Source organism: Vagococcus jeotgali, from assembly GCF_035918315.1.
Lineage (GTDB): Bacteria > Bacillota > Bacilli > Lactobacillales > Vagococcaceae > Vagococcus > Vagococcus jeotgali.
This window is the reverse complement of the sequence record NZ_CP142146.1, coordinates 847,006-871,313: the sequence shown is the minus strand read 5'-3', so window position 1 is coordinate 871,313 and position 24,308 is coordinate 847,006. Positions and strand designations below refer to the sequence as shown.

The following is a 24,308-nucleotide window of genomic DNA, read 5'->3' as shown; positions in this document are numbered from 1 at the left end:
TTGTCACGTCCTATTTTAAAAAAGAGATGACTGATTCTAGCCATCTCTTTTGTTTTTTTATTTATTATACTACATTTTGTTATGTGCTGTACGAGCAATAACGTCTGCTTGTTGTTCCGGTGTTAAATCACGGAATTTAACAGCATATCCTGACACACGGATTGTAAGGTTTGGATATTTTTCTGGGTTAGCTTGAGCATCTAATAAAAGATCTGTTGTAAAGACGTTAACATTCAAGTGATAACCACCATTGTCAAAGTATCCATCCATCACGTTACGTAAGTTATCAATACGCATTGTGTCATCTTTTCCTAAACCATTAGGATTAATTGTTTGCGTATTTGAGATACCATCTAAAGCTGAAGTGTATTCAAGTCTTGCAGTTGAGTTTAATGATGCTAAAAGACCATTTTTCTCACCTAAATATTGACCATCTTGGTAACTTGGGTTAGCTCCTGGAGCTAATGGTTTACCAGCACGACGTCCGTCTGGTGTATTACCAGTTGCTTTACCATAAACCACATTTGATGTGATTGTAAGTAGTGATGTTGTTGGTGTTGAATTTCTATATGTGTGTTGACGTTTAATTTGAGTCATGAAGTAGTCCAAAATCCAGTTAGCCATTTCATCTGCTTCTTTATTGTCATTACCATATGTTGGGAATTCGTTGTTTGGCACATAATCTACTGCTAAGCCATCTTCATCACGAATAATATCAACATTACCATATTTAATTGCCATTAAGCTATCTGTTGCATGAGAGATACCTGCAATACCAGTAGCAAAAGTACGTTTTAAATCAGTATTCATAAAAGCAAGTTGTGGTGCTTCATAAGCATATTTGTCATGCATGAAGTGGATTACGTTTAGTGTGTTAACATATAATTCTGCTAACCAATCTAGAATATCTGTATAACGAGTGATAAATTCATCAAATTCTAATTTATCTCCTTCAATTGGACGGAAACGTGGAGCTACTTGGGCTTTAGTCATCTCATCAACCCCACCGTTGATTGCATAAAGAACTGCTTTAGCTAAGTTAGCACGAGCTCCGAAGAACTGCATATCCTCACCCATTACTGTTGCAGATACACAACAAGCAATTGCACAGTCATCGCTACCCCAGTTTTCACGTAATAAATCATCATTTTCAAATTGAATTGATGAACTTTCTTTAGCAATTTTAGAAGCATATGTTCTAAATCCTTTTGGTAAACGAGAAGAATAAAGAACAGTCAAGTTTGGCTCTGGAGATGGCCCCATGTTTGTTAATGTGTGTAAGATACGGAAATCATTTTTAGTAACTAATGAACGTCCGTCAAGTCCCATACCAGCAATTGATAAAGTTGCCCAAATTGGATAACCTGAGAATAATTGGTTGTATTCAGGTGTACGAGCAAATTTAACCATTCTAAGTTTCATGATTAAGTGATCAATCATCTCTTGAGCTTGCTCTTCAGTAATCACACCATTATCTAGGTCACGTTGGATATAGATATCTAAGAAGGCTGATACACGACCAATTGACATTGCCGCACCATTTTGAGATTTAATGGCTGCAAGGTAACCAAAGTATAACCATTGAATAGCTTCTTGAGCACTTTTAGCTGGTTTTGAAATATCAAATCCGTATGAAGCTGCCATTTCTTTGATATCTGCTAAAGCTCTAATTTGCTCAGAAACTTCTTCACGTAAGCGGATAACATCATCAGTCATCACTTTATTACCAACATTTGATAAATCGATTTTTTTCTCAGCAATTAAAAAGTCAATCCCGTATAAAGCTAAACGGCGGTAATCACCAATAATACGGCCACGACCATAAGCATCTGGAAGACCAGTAATGATTTTATTTTTACGAGCTGATCTCATCTCTGGTGTGTAAGCATCAAATACACCTTGGTTATGAGTTTTTCTCCAGTCAGAGAAAATTTTTGTCATTTCAGCATCCGTTTCATAACTATTAGATACTAAAGCATTGTTTGCCATATTAATACCACCATAAGGCATGAAAGCTTGTTTCAGCGGCACATCAGTTTGTAAACCAACAATTGTTTCTTCTTCTTTAATTAAATAACCTGGTTCATGAGAAGTAATTGTAGCAGGGATATCATTATCCATGTCATAAACACCATTTCTCTCATGTTGAACTTCAAATAATTCTTGTAGTTTTGTCCATAATTTGTCTGTACTATCAGCTGCATCTGCTAAAAAGCTGTCATCACCTGTGTACTCAGTATAATTTTCTTGAATAAAATCTCTTACGTCTACACTTTCGCGCCATTTTTCGCCTTTAAATCCGTTCCAACATTCCATGCTAAAGAACCTCCCAAAAGAATTTTGTTTTTTTAATGTTTATATTTTACTTTACATGCTCATTATAACACAAACACAGAAGTTGACAAGTGTTATAGTGAAAAAAATCACTTGTTTTGAGTCAAATAACATGCATATTATTAAAACCCTTGATATAACGGTTTTAAACAGATAAAAATTATCATTTTTCATTAAAAACTGTTTCACTATCTAGTCATCACTGTACTAATACAGACTAACACTAAGCTACCTGTTATAAGACACAAAAAAAGAAAGAGAAAATTATCCTCTTTCTTAATCTACCACTTCTTCAATTGTGATGTAGGACACATCAACTAATTCTCCATCTTTTTTTTCATCAATAAATGAGGAACCATTTGACGTTCGATCATTTATATTGATATCATTTGTTTCAACTGTATAAGTAGCTCCTTGATTTGTCTCTAATAGAATGTGCTGATTTAAGTTTGAAGGAATAATAGCCATCACCCTATGAGGGTTAGCTTTTAATTCTCTTAAAATCATTAAACCACGCTTAGCTCTACCTAATAAATTAACTTCCATCAAATCCATCTTTTTAAGAGATCCACGCTGAGTAACAACTGTAATGTAATAAGAACTATCATCAGAAAATGTAAGAAGTCCTGCTACTATTTCATCACCATCTTTTAAATTGATAGATTTAACCCCTGATGCTCTAGCTCCAACAACAGGTACCTCAGATAAGGAATAACGTAGAGCAAAACCTAAATAAGTGAAAAGTGCTACATCATAATTTGCTTCACTATCAATTAGTTTGACATCAATTAATTCATCTGTCTTAGTTTTAAGTTTCATACACATAGTCGGTCTACTCTTATATGTGCGCCAAACATCAAATTCGCTCATCAATGTTTTTTTAATCATACCTTCTTTAGTGACGAAGACAAATTCTTTTTTCTTATCCATTTCAGTATAAGGAAATACACCGATAATTTGCTCGTTTGGTAAAAGAGTGGTAATGCTTTGAGAAAAATGCTCACCAACTTCTTTCCATTTTTTATCAGCCAACTCATGAACAGGTCGATAAATCATATTCCCCGTATTTGTAACTATTAGCAAGTGATCATGGGTATTTTGTTGACTAGAAAAAATCAACTCATCCGTTTCTTTCAATTCAATACCATCATCTTTTGAGGCACTAAATGAGCGAATACTACTGCGTTTCACATACCCTTCTTTAGTGATACTAACCATAACGTCTTCTTGAGGAACCAGTACGGCTGTTTCAATTTTTATCTCTTCAATCTCATCTTCTAAAATAGTACGGCGCGGTGATTCATATTTTTTCTTCACATCACGTAATTCTTTTTTCATCACTTTAAGTAACTCTGATGGATTATTTAAGATTAATTCCAAATCGGTAATCTGACTCTTTAACTCTTCTAGTTCTTTTTGTAGAGCTGTAATATCAGTATTAGTCAACCGGTATAATTGTAGAGAAACAATAGCTTCTGCTTGTTCTTCTGTAAATTGATGCGCTGCTACTAGATTTTCTTTCGCATGCTTTTTATCTTTACTCTGACGAATAACACGAATCACATCATCTAGGATAGACAAAGCTTTCATTAAACCAGATACAATATGCTCACGCTTTTTAGCTTTTTCCAAATCAAACTGGCTACGATCACGAATCACTTGTTTCCTATGAGTAATATATCCCTCTAAAATCGTTTTTAGGCCGACTTGTTCTGGTCTAAGATTATTAATCGCCACCATATTAAAGTTATAATTCACTTGAAGTTCAGTGTGTTTTAGAAGGTAGTTTAATATTCCTTCAGCATCTACTTCTTTTTTTAGCTCAACAACAATACGTAAACCTGTCCTATCTGTCTCATCACGAACTTCAGAAATACCCTCAACACGTCTTGTCAAACGCATTTCATCCATTTTCTTAACTAAGTTAGCCTTATTGACCTCATAAGGAATCTCTGTAATAACGATTTGCTCACGGCCACCTTTTAGAGGTTCAATGATTGTTTTTGACCTAACAATGACACGTCCCTTGCCAGTTTCATAAGCTTTTTTTAATTCCTTTTTCCCTTGAAGAATGGCTCCAGTTGGAAAATCTGGACCAGGTATAAAGGTCATTAATTTTTCCACTGTAGCATTTGGGTGATCAATTAAATGAATCGTACCATTAATCACCTCGCCCAAATTATGAGTGGGTATTTCTGTAGCATAACCAGCTGAAATACCAGTTGAACCATTTACTAGGAGATTAGGAAATCCTGCAGGTAAAACTGTAGGCTCTTTTTCTGTATCATCGAAATTCCACACAAAATCTACAGTTTCTTTTTCGATGTCTTTTAACAATTCACCACTTAATTTTGATAATCTAGCTTCTGTATAACGCATAGCAGCAGGAGGATCACCATCCATACTACCATTGTTACCATGCATTTCAATTAAAGGCTCACGTAATTTCCAGTCTTGACTCATTCTCACCATAGCATCATAAATACTGCTATCCCCGTGAGGATGATAATTACCCATAATGTTACCAACAGACTTAGCTGATTTTCTAAAACTTTTTTCATACGTATTACCATCTTTATTCATTGAAAATAGTATCCGACGTTGAACTGGCTTTAAACCATCACGAATGTCAGGTAAGGCCCTGTCTTGAATAATGTATTTTGAATATCTTCCAAAACGGTCTCCCATCACATCTTCAAGACTTAACTCCTGTATGCCATGCTCTTGTTTCATTGCAGTTTCTCTCCTTTGTTGATACTAATCAAATAAATTTATTTCTAAAAATTCTTCATCGTCTTCTTGAACAGAAGCCTGTTTTATTTTAGGCTCATCATGATGATCTAATATACTGCCATCTTCTTCTAAAGTGAATTGAACATTTCGCTCAATCCAAGCACGTCTTGGCTCTACCTTATCTCCCATAAGTGTTGTGACACGCCTTTCAGCTTTTGCAGAGTCATCAATAGTGACACGGATTAACATTCTCGTATCTGGATCCATTGTGGTTTCCCACAACTGATCAGCATTCATCTCACCTAACCCTTTATAGCGCTGAATTATGTAACCTTTACCCATTTTTTTAATTAAACTATTTAATTCATCATCAGTCCAAGCATAAGCCAATTCTTCTTTTTTACCTCGTCCTTTACTCACTCTATACAAAGGCGGTAAGGCAATATAAACTTTACCTGCTTCAACTAGTGGTTTCATGTAACGGTAAAAGAAAGTTAATAACAATACTTGAATATGAGCCCCATCTGTATCAGCATCTGTCATGATGATGACTTTATCATAATTGACATCTTCAATATCAAAGTCCGCTCCAACACCTGCTCCAATCGTATGGATCATCGTATTAATCTCTTCATTTTTTAAAATATCTGCCATATTAGCTTTTTCAGTATTAATCACTTTTCCTCGTAGCGGTAAGATTGCCTGAAACTTACGATCACGACCTTGTTTAGCAGAACCTCCAGCAGAATCTCCCTCTACTAGATATAATTCATTTCTTTTGGGATTACGTGACTGAGCTGGCGTTAGTTTACCAGAGAGTAAGGACTCCCCTTTGCGACGTTTTTTACCATTTCTACTATCTTCACGAGCCTTTCTTGCTGCTTCGCGAGCTTCACGAGCTTTTAAGGCTTTTTTAATCAACATTTGTGATAACTCATGATTTTCTTGTAAATAAAAACCTAACTGCTCGCTAACAACGCCCTCTACAGCTGATCTTGCTATAGGTGTTCCTAACTTACTTTTTGTTTGCCCCTCAAATTGAAGAAGATCTTCTGGTATACGTACTGATATAACAGCTGATAAACCTTCTCTAAAATCACTACCTTCAAGATTTTTATCTTTTTCTTTTAACAAACTAACCTTACGTGCATATTCGTTAAAGGATTTCGTTAAAGCTGATTTCATACCAGCCTCATGCGTTCCACCATCACGAGTTCTGACATTATTAACAAAAGATAAAACATTCTCCGAGTAACCATCATTATATTGGCAAGAAAATTCCACTTCGATGTTTTCCTTATCTCCTGCAAAATAAATTGTAGGAGTCAAGTCATCCTTACCTTCATTTAAATAAGCAACAAACTCCTTGATTCCTTCTTCATATAAGAAAACTTCTTCTTTTTCATGTCCTGGTCGCTCATCAGTTAAAGTGATTTTAATCCCCTTTAGTAAAAAGGCTGATTCTCTTAACCTTTCTGCTAAGATATCATAAGAAAAAGTGGTTGTTGAAAACATGCTAGCATCTGGCTTAAAGGTTATTACTGAGCCATTTGGTTTTCTCGGTGCTTTTTTAACACTCATCTTACCATCTGGACGTCCACCGTCTTTAAATGACAAAGTAGCCTCTATGCCATCTTTCACTGTAGTCACGGTAAGTGAGCTGGATAATGCGTTCACTACACTAGCTCCTACACCATGAAGCCCTCCTGAGGTTTTATAGCCTCCTTGACCAAATTTCCCCCCAGCATGTAGCACTGTAAATATAACTTCAATAGTAGACTTTCCTGAAGCATGCGTTCCTGTTGGCATACCACGCCCATAATCTTGAACACTAATACTATTGTCTTTATGGATTGTTACATCAATCTCATGTCCGTGTCCTGAGAGGGCCTCATCAACGGCATTGTCAAATATTTCAAATACTAAATGATGTAGTCCTTTTGAATCTGTGGATCCGATATACATCCCTGGTCGTTTTCTAACAGCCTCTAAACCTTCTAAGACTTGAATGGATGCGTCATTATATTGTTTGTTTACTTCCTTTGACATATACAAGCTCCTTTATTAAAACATCTCGTTGTTCCTAAATTCCTATATCATCTTACTTTATAATAAGATGTAGTTAAAGTCTAATTTTAAAAAAATTAAAAATAATCTTTTTCTTTCATCTATTTCCTGAATCTTTCCTCTTTAATTGTAACATACTCATGATAATGTAAAAAAAGACCGCTCTATTATGTAAAATATACCTTTAATAATCTTTTGAAAATTCATTTTACATTTATTAAAAAAAGCTGTATATTTATTGGGATGGCTATTATTTTTTATTAAATAAACGAAAGGATGAGTAAATGAATAACGAAAATAAAAAAACAAATTTATCCTTGTTACTTACTACTTTATTTTTAGGTTACACGATGGTTTACATCGATAAACTTTCTGTTGGTATCTCGATTGTTTCAATCAGTAAAGATATTTCCATGACAGAAGGGCAAAAAGGACTCATACTAAGTGCTTTTTTCATTGGTTATGCTGTTATGCAAATCCCAATGAGTTTTGCTATTAATAAGTTTGGTGCAAAAAAAGTGTTGATTTGGTCAGTTTTCATGATTGGGGTCTTCGACTTCATTTTCGGCCTAAGCACTACTATAGAAATGTTACTTATCATCAGGTTACTAACAGGAATGTTTGCCCACTCTGGGTACCCATCAGCCTCAAGTAAGGAGATTATTGATAATTTCGCTCTTGAAAAAAGAACATTTGCTAAGGGAATTTTGATTTCATCATCAGGAATTGCAGGAATTGTTGGACCAATTCTACTATCGCCGGTTATTGATAAATATGGTTGGCAAACAGGCTATAAAATGTTAACAGTCATCGCCATCGCTGGTGCTATTATTTTATACTTTGGTGTGCCAAAACCAGTCAAAGCCCCGCAAATTGTAACGGACAAACCTGAAGAGAAAGTGTCCCTTCTAGAAATTTGGAAAAATCCAAATATTTGGATCTTGTTCTTCGCAGCTTTCTTTATTAACAGTTTAATTTATGGTATTAATAATTGGCTACCTAGCTTCCTAACTAGCCAGCGTGGTATTACCTTAACCCAATCAGGTATGGTCAGCTCAGTTGTTGGTCTATTTGCCCTAGTTGGAGCTGTGGGAGGGAGTTATGTTGTTAGTAGATACCTACCAGATAAAGATAGACAAGTAATCATTTTAAATTCTATTATAGGAAGTGCCCTTGTTTTCTTATCTTATTTCTCTGGTTCTATTTGGTTGTTTATTGTAGAACTTGGACTGGCAACTTTATGTTTAACGATTAGTTTTGTTGTCTTAATGACTATTCCACTAAAAGTATTTACTGGTAAACATTTTGCTCCAAGTTACTCTACTATTTCAACTGGTGGTATTTTAGGTGGGGCGACAGCCCAAATCATTATAGGTTTCCTTGTTGAAAACTCTGATACTTACTTATCTGCATTTGTCTACTTCCTTGCTTTAGGACTCTTAGCAGCAGTATTTGTTATACTACTAAAAAAACCAAAAAGCGGTGCCCAAATTTAATACTAAATAAGAAACCCACCTTAAGGATATCTTTCCTTAAGGTGGGTTTTTCCATACTAAAATAACTTATTAAGTTTATCCATGGGTAAAACATCTAAGTAATCTCGCCCTATATATATTCCTAACACGACAACAATCATGGCAAGAATAATATTAAACCATGATATAAGTTTTGTATGATGCGGCTTATGTCTATCTGATCTCACGTTTCTACTCCTAGTAATGACTTGTTAATTGTTTTTATCATCTTTTTTGTCTTTTGGTTTTTCATCTTTTTTTTCATCTAACTTTATTTCAGTTGAATCTTTTGTTTTTTCTTTTGGTTGCTCTTTGACAGACTTCTCTAATTGTTCATATTCTTTGTTAAAGTCGTTTTTACTTTTACCATCTGGTAAGCTATCAATATCTGTTTTAATGTCCTTTAAGTAGTCCTTAGCTTCTCCTGGAGTAGCTCCTTCACTAATGACATCAAAATTATTTAAACGTACTTGGATGTATTTCTCCATACCATTTAAATCAGACTCTGGTGATGAAGTTGTTGTTACACTCTCCTTATCACTAGATTTACTTGATGCTATGCTTGTTCTAGGTTCTTTAGCTTGACCTATCTCAGATACTCCCCAATTAGGCCACTCAACTATAGAGTATATAATAGAAGTTACGATTAAAATCAATAATACTATATTAAGAACATATGTAAATCTAGACTCTCTGTGAATACTATTTTTTGAACTCAAATTCCCACCATCTTCTTCCTATAAACTGATAAATTGAAAAACCTTCCTAAGAACATTCTCTTTGGAAGATTTTCATAAATTATACCTCAAATAGTAAACTATTTACAAGTATATATCAAGTCATTTGTTATCTTGGTCTTCTAAAGAATAAAGCTGCTCCACCAAGAACTGAAGCTAATCCACCTGCTACTAAGCCGTTTCTTACTTCTTCACCTGTTTGTGGTAATTTGTTAGAAGAATCTTTTGATCCAGTTGTTGATCCTTTGGCAGTTGATTCTTTAGATCCTGCTGTTGTTGATCCAGTTGCTGGTTTATTATTGTTAGCACCTGGTTTAACATTTGTATCTGGGTTGATTGGTGTAGCTGGAATCACTTCACCTGGTTCACCTGGTAAAACTTCTTGGAATAATAATTCACGTACAAATGCTTCAACTTCTGCAGCTGAGCGAAGAGCAAATATTCCTGAAACGCCTTCTCTAAAGATATCATAAGAAATTGCTCCAGATTCATATAAACCTGTTAATTCGTCCATTGCTGCTTCACCAGCCCAGATTAATTCCATAATTTGATCTTTCACAGCACTAATTTCATCACCATTAGCTGCATCTAAGTATAGATTAGCAAAGTAGTTTAAGTCGTTTTCGCCAATATCTTTGCTGTCATATTTACGTTGTGCAAACTTAATAGCATTTTCTTTAGCTGCTGCTAAAGCTTCACTCATAATGTCTTCTAAGCCTTCATAAGTAGTTTCGCTATCAATTCTTAAGTAGAAATCATTTGCTTGTTCTTGAGTTAATAAGTCTTTTGCAAAAAGATCTGCTACATAATTTTGTGCATCAATTTTTTCTTGAACAACTTTTCCATCTAAGTCATTGATACTTGTTAAGGCTGCATTAAGTGCTGCTTCAACACCTTCAACTGTATCAGTTTTATCAATTTGTGCTAAACCTGTTTTATAAGCATTTTCTAAAGCAATACGTTTTGTTTCGTTGTCCATTCTGTTTGTTAATAATGCATCCACTGCTGATTCGTATGCTGCTTCTATTTAGATGTTGTCGGTGATACAATGCTATTTTTCTCGTGTACTATGTCATTTATCTCGATACTATGTCATTTTTCTTTTTGGGCAATCAAAAAAAGGAATCGTTCCTGCATGAACAGCTCCCTGTCAAGTGGACAATGAAATAATAAAAAATTAGGCGACGGCCTTGTTTCTCATTTCAAGAGGGGCAAGGCCGTTGTTGCGCTCTTGAAAACGTTGATGATTGTAAAAATAGATGTAGGCATCAATATCTGAAACCAGCCCCTCAAAACCAGCTTCTTTGTACTTCCGAACCCAGTTCGATAGGGTGTCTTTAGAAATACCTTGGTTTCTAGTTAACCAACTAAGTGATTTCCCTTCTTCCAAGTGAAGTAGAACAATTTCTAGTTTCTCAGATACAGATTTTAGAATTCTTTTGGACATAATAAAACTCCCCTTATAGTTTCTAGTGAAAATTTTTGTTTTTTCACTGTCCACTATAAGGGGAGTATATCAATAGGGTGCAAAGAGTCTATGTGATTTGCGAATTTCGATTTTCTGATTTCGGTGTTCAAACACAAAAAATAATTATTCGTGATGCCGAGGCCCTTGCATCAAATGCTAATAATGGCGCTGCAAACGGTGGTGATGTAAGGGACCAAATGACGAAACTTAACGATGCTTATGCAGGAATCCTAGCGGAGTTTGCCACCTTAGATTTCTTAAATCAAATCATCCCCAAATCTGCAACGAGACCTACCGTCAATAATACTGCCAATTAAATTGATTTATTGTGGAATTATCTTGGTAATTCGCTAACACTCGAGGTTAGATCATCATTCGTAAATAATGGTCTTCGGTTCGGCTTGTTTAACGTAGAGCGGCGTACTCAAAAAACATATTTTGATGTGTTGGGGCCTTACTACCAACAATCTTATAAAACACAATATGAGCCACCCAAAGACGCCTATGTTCGTGTTTTGTTCTAGGGTAGGAAGTATGATGTGAAAAATCGTTTCATTACCAAAGATGAGCCCTTTTACTTAATTGGATTCATGGACGGACAAAAACTAATTAACATGAATTATCACAAACCACTAACAAAAAATAGTACATTTACAAAACATGGGAGTCTCACTGGTGACTACTATGTAGCTCCTATTAATCTTATATCGGATATCGCTAAAGTATTCTCTAATATCCAATCAAACGCAGCTAACTAAAAAACAGGCATGCTTTGTGGTTTTACATAATCCCTGATTTTTTTATAATCTCTTATGGTGCTAACACCTTCAGAGTATTCAACGAAATCTTTGATATCCCAAGGATAAATTTCGACACCATTAGTCTGTTTAATCAATGCTACTTGATCCCCAACATCACGCGTTATGTTGGATGCAATAAACAAGCTGAACCATTCTTTAAAATTATTACCTTCTTCAACATCTTTATTTGCAGTACCTAGTACGTGATTACGAATCGAAGGGAGTTCATGTTCAACTTGGAAACTTCTTTGTTTAGAAATGGTTGGCTCTAAAATAGCGTGAATGTTTCCTTCGAAAACATCAATATCCGCACCAATTTGATTCTTCTTCCCACCAGATGCGGTGTTAAATGGTATTCCCTGATCATCTGCTTTATAATTGGCTACAACCTTCAATTTTGGTAAGGCTTTTTTAATTACAATAGCTGAAAGGAATTCCAATCTAGCGGTCTCCTTCACATATTTTAAGATTAAATGACTTGAAGGACGTTTTTCAACACTATTAACCATTTCTTCTTTTAAGAATGTCCAATCATACTCTTTTGCCCATTTTTCTATTGCAACTTCTTTAGCATCCTTGGCTTCTTGTGATTCTGGAGCATCCGACACGAACATAAGGGAATTATCAATCTCTCCCATGTATTCAAGGTATTTTTGTACATCATCGTCAAACTCGATATTTGAGCTATAGGTAGCGAGAACATGCTTGATTTTTGCTAATTCATTTTTATTAATATCAATAAAACGTCCCGCTCCACGCAAAGAAATTAACATGGTCAATCTGAGCTTTCGAATAACTTCGTCTGGAGTTTCCGAAATGATCTTATCAAATTTATAATCTCTCTTTTTCTGCTCTATGAAAGCTTTAGTCGCTGGTGCAATAGTATCATTTGGCGTAGAATCATCTAATAAATTCATAGCATATTCATAAACCAATTCATCTGAAGTGCTATAGCCAAACTTATTTCTGAACTGGTAAATATATTCTGCTAATGTTTGATAGTCATCACTTCCCCAAGTAATAATAAATGGTAGATCTTGTTTCGAGATACCGGGACGTTGGTATTTTTCATCCAAATAATTTATTACATTCAATACCAATGGGAAAAAGTTTACCTCGATAGTATTGCTTCTATACGGATTGTTAACTTGATATTTCGAAAACGCGTTCAAGAACGCTGACTGTTCAAATGATTCATCATAGCTATCTTCGATTGGATATCCATTTGAATATTCATGAATCATTAATTTCCCATTTTTCGAAATAACTATCTTTTCCCCTTTGACAACTCGAACAAAACCAAGCTCATTTAAAAAGTTAAATTGGGTATGAATTCTGGATTCCCAACCACCTTTCCACCCACGATCTTTATGGGCTGTGATTGTATTTTCCAACAGATATATTATTTTTTGGAGAGGAACACTCCCAGGTGCACCGTTTTCCCACTGATCATATATTTCTTCTACCTTAGCAGCAGCCTCTTTGGATTGATCAGCAGCAACAAAAGGAAACTTTTTATTGTATTCCTTCATATATGTACCTAGGGTCGCCTTAGTTGGTTCAAAAATCTTTTGCCGAATTATTTCTCCTTCCAACTCTAGAGCTACCTTATCATCTATAACTTGTCCCTCAAATTCACTTAGAACCGAGATAAATTGCGGTATCCTACCTGGGTTTCTTAACGTTGTATCAAATGAAATTGGCTTTCTTCTTCGTACTCTTGGCATACACTCTTCTCCTTACCAAATAGATATTAAACAATGAGGAAGAGGCCACATCAAATGTATGACACTCTATTCCTGAATTTCAAAAATCTAAATTACTCATTGATGTAATTTGTTATATAAATCTCTTTACTATCTTTTTTTATCGTATTATCGAATCGGGAGATGTAATTACTTTTGATGTCATACTCATTGTATTTTTTACCCCATTCGAGCAAAATTTCATTAGTCTTCCCCTTGTGATTATACATATTGGAAAGCCCCCACTTTATCCCCTTCGAATCAAGTTTATCCAAAAGCTTGTATAACCTCCGCTCTTCATCTTCTCCCCAAAGTTTATTGTAGTCGCTAAAGGTGATCAGATACGGCGGATCAAAATAAAGAAAATCACCATTCTTTAAATCATAAAAATTTACAAAATCCTCAAAGTCCATTCCACTTGAAATCTCAATGTTATTGTTGTTATACCATTGGGAATAGTTTCTAAGTGCGGTTGAAACATTTTTATTCCAGTCAACATTACCGACGGGAAGATTGAACTGTCCCTGACCATTAAAACGTATCATGTGGTTGAAACCATAAATGAGAAGGAGATACAAAAGCTTAGTGTTAGACTGATCTTTATTGTAGTCATCCCTGAGTTTTAAGTAAGCCTGCTTATTGTATTTGGCAAAATATGTTTTCTTAAACTCCTTTTTCAACTCTTCAATTTCACTGTTTTTCCCTAGTTCTGAAAGACTCAATCCGTATTCTCTAATAAGCTCGTACATATTCTCAATAAATAACTCAATGTCACAGGATTGCTCTTGTAAAAATCTATGGAGCTCAACTACCTTTTCGTCAATATCATTCATAATAATTTTATCAGCTATGACATTGATTGAAGCACTTCCCCCTCCAGAAAACACATCATAATAATTGTTGATATTTTTAGGGAAAAGCTCTTTCAACTGCGGCATCAATTTATACTTATCACCCACGTAGAATAATGGTGAACGAATAGCTTTTCCTCTTTTTTTCATGGGCGCAACAACCTCGAGTGTGTCAGTTGGAAACAATGTCGTTTGCATTATTTTCCTACCTCCGTTATAAAGACGAACTCTTTATGATCCTTTAGATCTGTCTTTCCTGCATTAAAGAATTGAAAAGGCATCTCGACAGATTTAGTTTTTCCAACCTTGTTCAAAGATTCCAATATTTCATCATGTGTAATCTTATTTTTTGAACTAGAACTTTTTGATTTATAAGTATTGTTATACGTAACAACAATATACTTAACATCAAGATTTTGAATTAAATCATCAAATACTTGGGGTGCTGAAGAACGGCTATAATCGCTCATGTTTTCAGCAGGTGGCTTCATTGCAACACCACCTAATTCTGGCTTGTCCCATTTCGCGATTCCCTCTAAAACATGGTAAAAGCGAGAGTATTGTCTAGAATTGTATGGTGGATCGATAAACGCCACATCCGCTGATATTTTTCGAACTAACTCATTTGAATCTTCTCTGAAAATCTGTATATCTTTACTCGAGGTATCAAGAGGATTTACCAGCTCAAATTTAAACCTATCAGCTATTTGTACTTTTTTTCTATAAGCATCGTAATGTCCAACGGTATTTGCTATTTTATCGCTCGAGTAAATAAGTGATGCTATCAATATTGCCCGTTCTATTTCATTCAATGATTTATCTTTTTCAATTCTTGTTCGTATCTCACCTATAATCTTTGCATCATGAACACTGAAAAATTTCCCGCCAAAATTATCAGAAAAGTAATCGTCATCCTCTTTGTTCGTAATTATGCCATTGAACTCCTCTTGACGAGAGAGCAACTTATTTGAATCAAACGAATCATTGCTAAAGAAAGCTTTATAGATGATATTATTGGAAAACAGAAAATCGTTCATAATGAAAGAATCATATTTCCAAAGCATCTCTTTTGATACCACTCCTGTTCCAGCAAAAACATCAAAAAATGAATTACCTTCAGTGTGCTCATCAATTAGATCACTAATCCAAGTTAATAACTTATTTTTATTTCCAATATACCTTCGGTTTTCTAGGTTATATCTACCTAGAGGTGCCAAATTATCCGCTTGTTCTTTCAAAGCTTCCAATTCTTGCATAACAACATGCCGCTCCTTACCAACCGTCCTGGCAATCGCATCAAAATAAGTAACGCTCCATTTCGAAAATTCGCGTTTGTTGATTCCTCTTACTGTTGTTTCTGGAATGCCCGATACAATATGCATCTGTCTAATATTTGTATTATTGTTTTTCAGATAAGTTTCTAGTATCATTTCTTTCACCTCGTATCGTTATATTATACCACCTCTTCTCCATCTCAACAACGAGTTTTCGTTTATTCGATGGATGTATGGAAGAAAAAACAACCTATGAATAGTTCGAGCTCCTAAAGGTAATCAAAAGACCTTCCATCCAAAATAAATAATGAACGAAAAGCCTGATGTAATTTATATTTATTTTAGCGAAAAGTAAAACATCCTCTGTCTCCAAACCAATGTTATCTAATTCAAGTGTTATTAGTTTTCTAATATTTCCTCAATCATAGGCTCTAACCCTTGTGAGATAAGATTCTCAATCATTCGTTGGGCACTGAACCGATTTACATCTTTAGCAACATGCCTCAAAATTTTGGCGGCTAACTCATTCACGGAAAAGGAAAAGGGCGGCTGCTGTTCTCTTAAAATATCCTCGGCAAAATCCGCAAAGGGATCAAAAGATGCAAATCTTCCACCAGTTGATTCAACATAACCACTCTCAATAGATTGGATCACATATTGTGCGTGTTTCTCATCAATTTTCATAAATTTCAGAAGTGCATCTGAAAAACCTTCACCTCGGCTATTTTTCAAACTTTCGCACATTTTATCTTTTGGCATTTCATAAATATAACTCTCGATATCATCGTCAAATTGTCTATCTAAAATTTTCTTCGCAACTAATTGTAGTCGCTCTTTATCTGAATGGTATTTGATGCTTCTTTCTAAGTGAGCCTTCATCTGTTCAGCATCATCATAACGATAAATTGAGTTTTCATTTGTTGCTTTCTCGGCAATACTCCTAAATTGATGGGCCACATTCAGAGGACTTCCATTCATAATGAAATTTATAATACGCCCTAAAGAATAGATATCACTACGTTTATCACCGTCTTTCAAGAGCATGAACTGTTCAGGAGCACAATACCAATATTGCCCCACAGCTGCTGTTGTCATAGTCTGATGCGAGGAAAAAATATTCAAATCTTTTCCCAAACCAAAATCAGCTATTTTTACCAACCCTCCAACAACAAATATGTTTGTAGGACTCAAATCACGGTGCACAATATTTCGAGAATGTACTTCTGACATCACATCCATAATTTGAGAGATAAGCGTTACTTTTGAACTCTCATTCAGATTATTTTCTTTAACGAATTCAGCCAACGTTGTCTCAGCCTGCTCCATTCGGTAACTATACGTATCTTCGTCAAAATCAATAACCTTTATTATCATAGAAATATCTTGAAGTGATTCAGTGATTTTGTACTCGCGTTTAAATCGGCTCTTAATACCTGTATCGACAAAAAAATCATCCTTTAACTTTTTTATGATATATCCCGTTGATAGTTGAAGGTATACATTCGCAAAACCTCCAGCCCCAATAAATTTCAAATCTTCATCAATTCTCGCTAAATGATACTGCCCATTTTTACTTGAAAGCATGAAGCTATATGGACGTAATAGATGATTAAATCCCTGAAAGATTTCTTGGGCCCTAGCTACAGTTTCTACTTCTGAGATTTTGAATTCACTTAGGATATATTCTTTACTTAAAATGATATTGAAGAACTTATCAATTTGATGATTGTTCAGTAGGTCGACTAAATGATCATAGACGTACCGCCACCGACTAGGGAAGCCTTGTGCATAGGTGTCACCTACACCAAAGTATTGATTGAAAAAGGCAACTAGTTCAGAGCCAGATTTATATTTAAACCCTGGTTCTGAGTCGCCTATAAACACATTTGAAACCTCTTTCAAAGCGTTGCTATCTAACATAATCATCCCCTCCTCACTCATCGCTTAGCCGAATAGGCGTAAACCGATTTGTTTCTATCGTAAATGGGCGAGCTACAACCAGAAAATCCCAAGGCATCAACTTTAACATATCATCAATATGATTAAGCGAAATAAGTTCAACAACGGTACTGTTGACGAATATTACATATTTCAACTCATCCTGATAATTTGCAATAAACGATAGCATCTCCCTATCTCGGCTCAGCCTATAATCCTGGTGATGTTGCACTTCCCTAATAGGCATTTGAAAACCAGGTTTAACATCTCGATAAATGTCTTCCATCATTTCCAATGCAAAGTCAGAGTATTGGATGAAGAAAATACCAGTTTTACAATCAACTCTATATTTTCTAAAACTACTTATGTGACTTTTCCAATTTTTTAGAAATGATTTTTTGAAATCAGAATATGAGTGTGAAGGGTACTTGAAATCTAGACTTGCGCTATCCGTAATTTCGCCACTTACTATTTTGGATTTGATATCAGTAACTTTTGTGTTATACCCACTTTTCAATTTTAGGTGCTCAGCTCCTTTTCGCGTCTCCTTCGATGATGTCACCTGAAAATGCTCAATAAATCCGCCTTTAAATACAAAATCCGGAAACTTACTTGATTCATTATTTGGCACAGCCGAATCAAGTATGGACTCCATCTTTTGAATATCTTCAATTGAGAAACCATATTTGTCTGCAGTACAAAAATGTTGTCGCACCATGTTGATTATTCTGAGTTCTTTATCTCCGTGTGACATTGGTCCACCTCCCATTCTTTTTAATTTGAAGTATTACGATTATTCACTCGCATCAATCCCTTAATCCCTTAATCCCTTAATCCCTTAATCCCTTAATCCCTTAATCCCTTAATTATAACACCGTCATAGATATATTTCATTATCCTCTTGAACGATTACACCCCCTACACACCCCTCACACCCCTCACACCCCCTGAAAATCAGTCGAACTCCCCAAGACAGAAAAAGGCAAAATAAAAAGGCCTCCCACTCATGGATACGAGCGAAAAGCCCTAATAACAAGCCATTTCAAGCCTGCTTATTTGTATCAATTTCAAAGTGATTATATCTAATTCAGCTTTTGCAGCTTCTTTAGTCGCTGTTAGAGTGTTAAATTCTACAAGTGCTTTCGCTGCGTCAACATAACCATTTACTTCTTCAATAGTTGTTGATGCTTCGATTAAACGTTTGTAGCTATTTCCTTGTGATTTTGTTAAGTCACCAGATGCTACCATTGCATCGATTTCTTTAGCTGCTTCTTCTTTAGCGATTACTGCTTCTACTGCCTCAGCATCTCTTACTTATTATACATATGTATGAGCATCTGCTAATTCAATTTTTCCTTCTACTTCTAATTTAGCAATTGTTAGTTCTGCTTTTTCTTTTGCAGCTGCTAAATCGCTAACTGGGTTAATTTCTGTAGCTCCAGTTACATAATCATTGATTTCTTCAACTTGTTACCGCTGCATCGATTAATCGTTTATAGCTATCTCCTTGAACCTTTGTTAAGTTTCCTGAAGCAACTAATGAATCAATCTCACCTTTAGCTGTTTCTTTTGCTTCTTCTAATCCAGATTCTTCAGAAACACTTCTCACTACTGGTTCTGTACTAGCACTTTCTGCGTTTGTCATTAATGGTGCTGACATAGCTCCAGCTAAAATCGCTAAAGTTGCCGTCGTTAATTTAACTTTCTTCATTAAAAAAACCTCTTTCTTTATTGAGTCTTAAAGTCGTACATACATATCGGTTTTTTTCCTTTAGACACTCAATCTCTTTTTTTAGGCAAGTTAGTGTATTTGATTATTCACACTACTTACTCTACCCATTATAAAAAGCATGTGGTCATTTAATGACTACATGCTTCATTTTTTGTTTTTCAAACGTATGTTTTATAGTAATTTTTTATAATTCTTTATGTAAAAGACATATTTTAAAAACAGAAAACACTTAATTAATTAAACAATCCACTAAAAAATGCTTTAATCTTACCCCAAAACCCTTTTGCTTTTTCCACATGCTCACCATTTAGTAAATTATCTTTAAACTCATTACCATTATTAACTAAATCATCTTTAAACCCTGTTAATTGATCTGTCATTTTAGTGTCTTTAATGGCATCTGTATTAGTAAACTGTGTCATATTAGTAATAACTTCATTTCTAAGCTCAGGTGTGAATGCAGAATCTAATCCATTAGACTGAATCGCTTGGTCAACAACTTGAGTGACTTCTGCTTTTTTCTCTTGCTCAGACATCTTCGATAATTTATCATTTATCTTTTGTAACTCCAACTGGATGTCTGCCAACATAACTAAAACATTTTCAGATGAATAGTCATCATTAGCTTGATTTTGATTATCAATATTTGAAACGACCTGCATCTGTTCTTGTGCTACTTCACGCTTTTCATCTCGGCTTTTTTGCTCTGAGTCATCACTTGCTGGTGTGACTTCATCGTATATTTTATAAATACCAGCCAAAGCACCACTGCCATCCATAGGTTTTACACTAGCAATTCTAATGTAAGCATCATAGACACCACTTGTTATTGCAGCTGAACGATACATTGCTTCTGTTCTAGCTGTTATATTTTCTGGTGTAACAATATCCACCATGACACCAGATCCTTCTTTTGTTCTAGTAATAAAGGCACTTGAGTAGGCTTTTGATGACTCAGTAAATTCTGGTACATCTGTCACATATTTAACGAGAGTGTAATATAAACCGTGTAAGTAACCTACCATCCTAGGTAGTGGGTTGCTTCGCGGTTTTTCTTTTTTTACAATAGATTAAAGGAGTGGTAAGTCATGACAAAAAAGAAAAAAGATCAAAAATCAGCGAAGTTAGCTCAATCAATTATTGATGCCTATCAACCAGAATCGGTTGAAGACATGCAAGAAGCCCTAAAAGATGTTTTTGGACCGATGTTTGAAGCAATGCTTCGTGGAGAATTAGATAATCATTTAGGTTATGAGAATCAGTCAAGACAAGAAAAAGAAACTCAAAACAGACGGAATGGATATGGAAATAAAAAATTAAAAACAAGTTTTGGTGAATTAGACATTCAGGTTCCTAGAGATAGAGACGCTTCTTTTGAGCCAGAAATTATTCCTAAAAGAAGCAGAGACGTTTCAAGTATTGAAGGAAAAGTTCTTTCTATGTATGCCAAAGGCATGAGTCAACGAGATATTGCCTCGACAATTGAAGATATTTATGGTTTTACTATTTCTCATGATATGGTGTCGGATATCACAGATCAAATATTACCAGAACTTGAGGAATGGCAAATCAGACCTCTGGCCAAATGCTATGCCTTCTTGTTTGTCGATTGTATGTATGTCACTCTAAGAGAAAATTATGAAGTGAAAGAATGTGCGGTGTATACAATTCTTGGTTATGATTTAAAAGGAAATAAAGAAATTCTAGGTCTTTGGCTAAATCAAACAGAATCGAAAAATAGATGGATGCAGATTTTTGATGAGATTAAAGAGCGTGGCGTTGAAGATATTTTGTTTATTTCAATGGATGGTGTATCAGGGCTTGAAAATGGAGCCAAAGCTATTTTCCCAGGTGTTGTCGTTCAACGTTGTCTGGTCCATTTAGTTAGAAATGCCCTTCGTTATGTGCCAAGTAAAAGTTATAAAGAGGTTTGTAAGGATATGAAGTCTTTTTACAGTGCCTCCTCCTTAAAAGCGGCTCAAACAGCTTTTGATACCTTTCAAACAAAGTGGGCAGTCTATCCTGGAGCTATTGATGTTTGGAAAAGAAATTTCCACCATGTCGAACAATTATTTGATTACGGCTCAGCTATTCGAAAAATAATGTACACGACAAATGCTGTAGAAAGTGTTCACTCTAGTTTCCGCAAGGTAACTAAAAAAGGAGCTTTCCCTAATGAGAATGCCCTTCTTAAGCTATTATATCTTCGAGTGAAAGAACTTCAAAGTAAATGGGAAGGTGGGCATGTTCATAATTGGGCTATGGTGCTTAACCAATTAACGGTCAACGACTCTTTTTCAAAACGTGTCGAAAAATATAATCGTTACTAATCAAAATAAGTGAGACATATAAAATTTGACAACGAGTCTCTCGTCCTGCGATTTTTTATCGGGACAAGAGGTTTATTAAAAATACCCTCTTATTCCTAGAGATTATCACAGGACGACTCATTGTCAAATTGAGTTTCTATTTTTATTTTTAAGGAATTTACACACTTAACTTGACAAACCCTATTTAACAAGATCACTACCATCTACAATAAATTCATTATGACTTTTAGTGTTAACACCTTTTAATACATCCACCTTATCTAAATCTTTCGTTAAAATGTCTGTAGTTGCTTGTTTTTCTTGATCTGTTAGGCCATTACCTAAAGCAATATTAGGAATATCCCATCCTTCATCTTTAGCTTTTTCAGCAGCATCCACTGATTGTCCTACAAAAAGTGCTGTTATGATCAAACCTAATGCCATTATTTTTTTCATATGTTTCATACAATCACCTCTTCAATAAACTTTGACCGTAGCATATCATGATAACTAGTCACACACATCCGTCTCTAGTCGGAGATAAATTCTAACTATTCTTCCTATCATTATCACGAGCGATGCTTTTTTGTTGATCTTTAACGAAGGATACTCGGTCAATAATTAGTCCTGTTTTATTTAGACCACCTAATCCTGTATCAACCATCCTACCCCAACCTTGTGAAGGTTTTTTGCCTTTTAGAAGACGTTTTTCATTCTTTTCTCTTAATTTTTCTATTTTTGCTAATTTTTTGTCTGACATGATGACCCCCCCTCTTTAGAAGTGCTTATGCGACATAACTCACTAACTATTCATATCTATTATGCCATATAGTTCATTTAATAGTGAGAGATAAAGTAATTTTAATTATTTTTTATTGAATTAAAAAATAAAGACTAACATTAATGTCAGCCTTTACTGTTAACAATGAGTTTTAATCACAGTCAACATAATCCTTACATATATAGTAGAAACTTGTCATTCGTATGATTCATTATACCAAATAGTACCATCTTCTTGAACCTGATAAATGGTAGTAATCCCATCAATTGGTAATGACTCAAACTCATACATATCATGATTAAATCCTAAATAATTTAATTCTACCTCTTCATTTAATCTCTTGAAAATAACTTTTCTTGCACTAGCTTCACTTTTTACTAAACCATCTGACTCATCTTCTTCCAACTCATCAACTTCTTCACCTTTTGATAGTTTCTCAAAGGCTTGTTTTAATTGCTCATTGTCTGTTTCTGTAAAAACAAAAGTATCATCATCTTGACTTGGACTTTGCTGGGAGATAAAAACTTTAGGTTTATCATGTACGAAAGTAAAGAAGTATAGATGCTCCTGTAAATAGTTTTTTGTCTCACTATCTGAATAAACAGCCACAAGTTGATAACTACTTTCTCCAACACCTGTTTTAGACCACTCTAGAGGTATAACTTTATCTTGTAATAACATCACAGCATCACCATTTAGAACAGACTGTGGCATTTCTACACCATAAAAATCAACATTATTAGTTGGTGTATAGGCATGATACTCTTGGTTCATAGATGCTCCCCAAAGCTCCATAAAATCAGTTAATGCTTCATTTTTATCTTTATCCCACAATTCCTTACCATTTTGTTTATCCGTACTCTGTTGTTTTTTTAAAGCGTTAACAATCTCTTCTGTATCTTTTTTTGATTCTTCAGCATACTCTGCTAAACTTACTAAACCAATTTTTTGTCTGATTACCTTATCAAACTCTTCAATCGCATCTTGATAAAGCTCTCTACTGACGTTATTCATCCCTCTAATATAAGTTTCAGTCTGCTCTTTATAAGACTTTGCTAACGTGTCTGCTCCCTTAACATCAAGAGCGGCATCAAAACCTTCAATTGCTTTATCAAATTGTTTTTTATCAATTGCTACTTCTCCTCTTTCCATTGCCTCCTTATAACGCTCATTGGAAGTTTGCCCGCAAGCAAATAAAAACAAACTAAGAATACATAGCATTCCAACAACACCCATTTTTTTCTTCATATGTCACTTCCTCTATATAAACTTTAACTCTCAAATACTTTAGCACTAAACCACATATCTGTATGATATGACTTAAGTATAACAAATATTTAGTCACTTATTAATAGTCTTTTTTTAAAGAGCAAGATTTAAAAGTTAGAAGGAGATTAATTATCTTTTATAAAATCATCCGTCTCAAACGTGGGTTTTCTATAATACAAGTCACCATTAGGATAGACTCTAAAGATAGTAACAATAGGACTACCCAGAGTTCTAGCTTCATAATATTCTCCGTTGAAATTTTCAAACATGAGCTCATAACTTTCACCTGGTTCAAAAAATAAGTCCCGATATTTAGATATGATATCTCCTGCTTCTTCAACATTTGTAACAACTGGTGTATTTTGGCCCTTGTGATTATTAATTCGTGCTATATCATTAAAGTAATGGACAATATCATTATCTTCTACTCTAACTAAAAAGATACCAGTGAATAGGTTACACTTAGTTGAACAATAAAGATAAGGTGTCTATACTTAATAAAAAACAAAGTAGGAGCTTATTTCATGACAACTAACAGAAAAACCAAGACGGACCTTCAAAGAATCATTTAAGAAATAAATGGTGGAACTGCATAAATCAGGAAAACCTAGAAAAGATATTTTAAGAGAATATGACCTGACACCATCAACCTTTGATAAATGGGTAAAACAATATAATCAGTCAGGATCATTCAAAGAGAAAGATAATTTGACGCCAGAAGAAAAAGAGTTGCGTGAATGACGAAAAATAAATAAA

21 protein-coding genes and 2 pseudogenes are annotated in these 24,308 nt (G+C 34.7%); 4 read left to right on the top strand and 19 right to left on the bottom strand.

Annotated elements, in window-relative coordinates; all coding sequences use genetic code 11:
• Window positions 1-69: 69 nt before the first annotated feature.
• The 3 genes from pflB to parE all read right to left on the bottom strand — a co-directional run bounded on the left by pflB (window position 70) and on the right by parE (window position 7,116).
• Window positions 70-2,316 (bottom strand): formate C-acetyltransferase, encoded by a 2,247-nt coding sequence (gene pflB, locus VSF34_RS04535; protein ID WP_326717853.1) that lies wholly within the window; start codon window positions 2,314-2,316, stop codon window positions 70-72.
• Window positions 2,317-2,610: 294 nt separating this feature from the next.
• Complete coding sequence (gene parC / locus VSF34_RS04530) at window positions 2,611-5,067, bottom strand: DNA topoisomerase IV subunit A (protein WP_326717852.1); 2,457 nt, start codon at window positions 5,065-5,067, stop codon at window positions 2,611-2,613.
• Between the two features lie 24 nt (window positions 5,068-5,091).
• Window positions 5,092-7,116: a DNA topoisomerase IV subunit B gene (parE, locus tag VSF34_RS04525; protein ID WP_326717851.1), complete on the bottom strand. Its 2,025-nt coding sequence runs from the start codon at window positions 7,114-7,116 to the stop codon at window positions 5,092-5,094.
• A gap of 302 nt (window positions 7,117-7,418) precedes the next feature.
• Here parE and VSF34_RS04520 point away from each other — a divergent pair, with 302 nt between their 5' ends.
• Window positions 7,419-8,630: an MFS transporter gene (locus tag VSF34_RS04520; RefSeq protein WP_326717850.1), complete on the top strand. Its 1,212-nt coding sequence runs from the start codon at window positions 7,419-7,421 to the stop codon at window positions 8,628-8,630.
• A gap of 230 nt (window positions 8,631-8,860) precedes the next feature.
• Here the strand turns inward: VSF34_RS04520 and VSF34_RS04515 are convergent, their stop codons facing one another.
• From VSF34_RS04515 to VSF34_RS04500, 4 genes and pseudogenes are all read right to left on the bottom strand, one after another.
• A complete protein-coding gene (locus tag VSF34_RS04515) occupies window positions 8,861-9,367 on the bottom strand; it encodes a hypothetical protein (protein ID WP_326717849.1) in 507 nt (168 codons plus the stop codon).
• Window positions 9,368-9,494: 127 nt separating this feature from the next.
• Window positions 9,495-10,388 carry an LPXTG cell wall anchor domain-containing protein gene (locus VSF34_RS04510; protein WP_326717848.1) on the bottom strand — a complete coding sequence of 298 codons (894 nt, stop codon included), beginning with the start codon at window positions 10,386-10,388 and terminating at the stop codon, window positions 9,495-9,497.
• 174 nt (window positions 10,389-10,562) lie between these two features.
• A pseudogene (locus tag VSF34_RS04505) lies at window positions 10,563-10,658 on the bottom strand (IS3 family transposase); the annotation flags it as partial.
• 9 nt (window positions 10,659-10,667) lie between these two features.
• Window positions 10,668-10,832 (bottom strand): annotated as a pseudogene (locus VSF34_RS04500) (helix-turn-helix domain-containing protein); the annotation flags it as partial.
• A 77-nt stretch (window positions 10,833-10,909) separates the two neighbouring features.
• On the opposite strand from VSF34_RS04500, the gene VSF34_RS04495 reads away from it, so the two are divergent.
• Window positions 10,910-11,170, top strand: a complete 261-nt coding sequence (locus VSF34_RS04495) for a hypothetical protein (RefSeq protein ID WP_326717847.1) — start codon at window positions 10,910-10,912, stop codon at window positions 11,168-11,170.
• 437 nt (window positions 11,171-11,607) lie between these two features.
• Here the strand turns inward: VSF34_RS04495 and VSF34_RS04490 are convergent, their stop codons facing one another.
• The 8 genes from VSF34_RS04490 to VSF34_RS04455 all read right to left on the bottom strand — a co-directional run bounded on the left by VSF34_RS04490 (window position 11,608) and on the right by VSF34_RS04455 (window position 20,218).
• The gene (locus VSF34_RS04490) at window positions 11,608-13,380 is read right to left on the bottom strand and encodes an AlwI family type II restriction endonuclease (protein WP_326717846.1); all 1,773 of its coding nucleotides are present in this window, start codon (window positions 13,378-13,380) and stop codon (window positions 11,608-11,610) included.
• A 92-nt stretch (window positions 13,381-13,472) separates the two neighbouring features.
• Window positions 13,473-14,399 carry a DNA adenine methylase gene (locus VSF34_RS04485; RefSeq protein ID WP_326717845.1) on the bottom strand — a complete coding sequence of 309 codons (927 nt, stop codon included), beginning with the start codon at window positions 14,397-14,399 and terminating at the stop codon, window positions 13,473-13,475.
• Between the two features lie 47 nt (window positions 14,400-14,446).
• Entirely contained in the window at window positions 14,447-15,679 is a 1,233-nt protein-coding gene (locus VSF34_RS04480; RefSeq protein ID WP_326718023.1) for a DNA adenine methylase, read from the bottom strand.
• A 243-nt stretch (window positions 15,680-15,922) separates the two neighbouring features.
• On the bottom strand, window positions 15,923-17,443 hold the full coding sequence (locus VSF34_RS04475; protein WP_326717844.1) for a serine/threonine-protein kinase: 1,521 nt from the start codon (window positions 17,441-17,443) through the stop codon (window positions 15,923-15,925).
• 13 nt (window positions 17,444-17,456) lie between these two features.
• Window positions 17,457-18,215 (bottom strand): hypothetical protein, encoded by a 759-nt coding sequence (locus tag VSF34_RS04470; protein ID WP_326717843.1) that lies wholly within the window; start codon window positions 18,213-18,215, stop codon window positions 17,457-17,459.
• Window positions 18,216-18,487: 272 nt separating this feature from the next.
• Window positions 18,488-18,709 carry a hypothetical protein gene (locus VSF34_RS04465; protein ID WP_326717842.1) on the bottom strand — a complete coding sequence of 74 codons (222 nt, stop codon included), beginning with the start codon at window positions 18,707-18,709 and terminating at the stop codon, window positions 18,488-18,490.
• Between the two features lie 214 nt (window positions 18,710-18,923).
• Window positions 18,924-19,172 carry a hypothetical protein gene (locus VSF34_RS04460; RefSeq protein ID WP_326717841.1) on the bottom strand — a complete coding sequence of 83 codons (249 nt, stop codon included), beginning with the start codon at window positions 19,170-19,172 and terminating at the stop codon, window positions 18,924-18,926.
• A gap of 254 nt (window positions 19,173-19,426) precedes the next feature.
• On the bottom strand, window positions 19,427-20,218 hold the full coding sequence (locus VSF34_RS04455; protein WP_326717840.1) for a DUF1002 domain-containing protein: 792 nt from the start codon (window positions 20,216-20,218) through the stop codon (window positions 19,427-19,429).
• 63 nt (window positions 20,219-20,281) lie between these two features.
• Here VSF34_RS04455 and VSF34_RS04450 point away from each other — a divergent pair, with 63 nt between their 5' ends.
• On the top strand, window positions 20,282-21,523 hold the full coding sequence (locus VSF34_RS04450) for an IS256 family transposase (RefSeq protein WP_227258472.1): 1,242 nt from the start codon (window positions 20,282-20,284) through the stop codon (window positions 21,521-21,523).
• A 180-nt stretch (window positions 21,524-21,703) separates the two neighbouring features.
• Here the strand turns inward: VSF34_RS04450 and VSF34_RS04445 are convergent, their stop codons facing one another.
• The 4 genes from VSF34_RS04445 to VSF34_RS04430 form a co-directional block, all read right to left on the bottom strand.
• Window positions 21,704-21,967 (bottom strand): hypothetical protein, encoded by a 264-nt coding sequence (locus VSF34_RS04445; RefSeq protein ID WP_326717839.1) that lies wholly within the window; start codon window positions 21,965-21,967, stop codon window positions 21,704-21,706.
• An 82-nt stretch (window positions 21,968-22,049) separates the two neighbouring features.
• Window positions 22,050-22,262 (bottom strand): hypothetical protein, encoded by a 213-nt coding sequence (locus VSF34_RS04440; RefSeq protein ID WP_326717838.1) that lies wholly within the window; start codon window positions 22,260-22,262, stop codon window positions 22,050-22,052.
• A 216-nt stretch (window positions 22,263-22,478) separates the two neighbouring features.
• Window positions 22,479-23,531: a DUF4767 domain-containing protein gene (locus VSF34_RS04435; RefSeq protein WP_326717837.1), complete on the bottom strand. Its 1,053-nt coding sequence runs from the start codon at window positions 23,529-23,531 to the stop codon at window positions 22,479-22,481.
• Window positions 23,532-23,677: 146 nt separating this feature from the next.
• Window positions 23,678-23,821: a hypothetical protein gene (locus VSF34_RS04430; RefSeq protein WP_326717836.1), complete on the bottom strand. Its 144-nt coding sequence runs from the start codon at window positions 23,819-23,821 to the stop codon at window positions 23,678-23,680.
• Window positions 23,822-24,131: 310 nt separating this feature from the next.
• Between VSF34_RS04430 and VSF34_RS04425 the strand changes: the two genes are divergently transcribed.
• Window positions 24,132-24,293 carry a helix-turn-helix domain-containing protein gene (locus tag VSF34_RS04425; RefSeq protein WP_326717835.1) on the top strand — a complete coding sequence of 54 codons (162 nt, stop codon included), beginning with the start codon at window positions 24,132-24,134 and terminating at the stop codon, window positions 24,291-24,293.
• Window positions 24,294-24,308 lie beyond the last annotated feature (15 nt).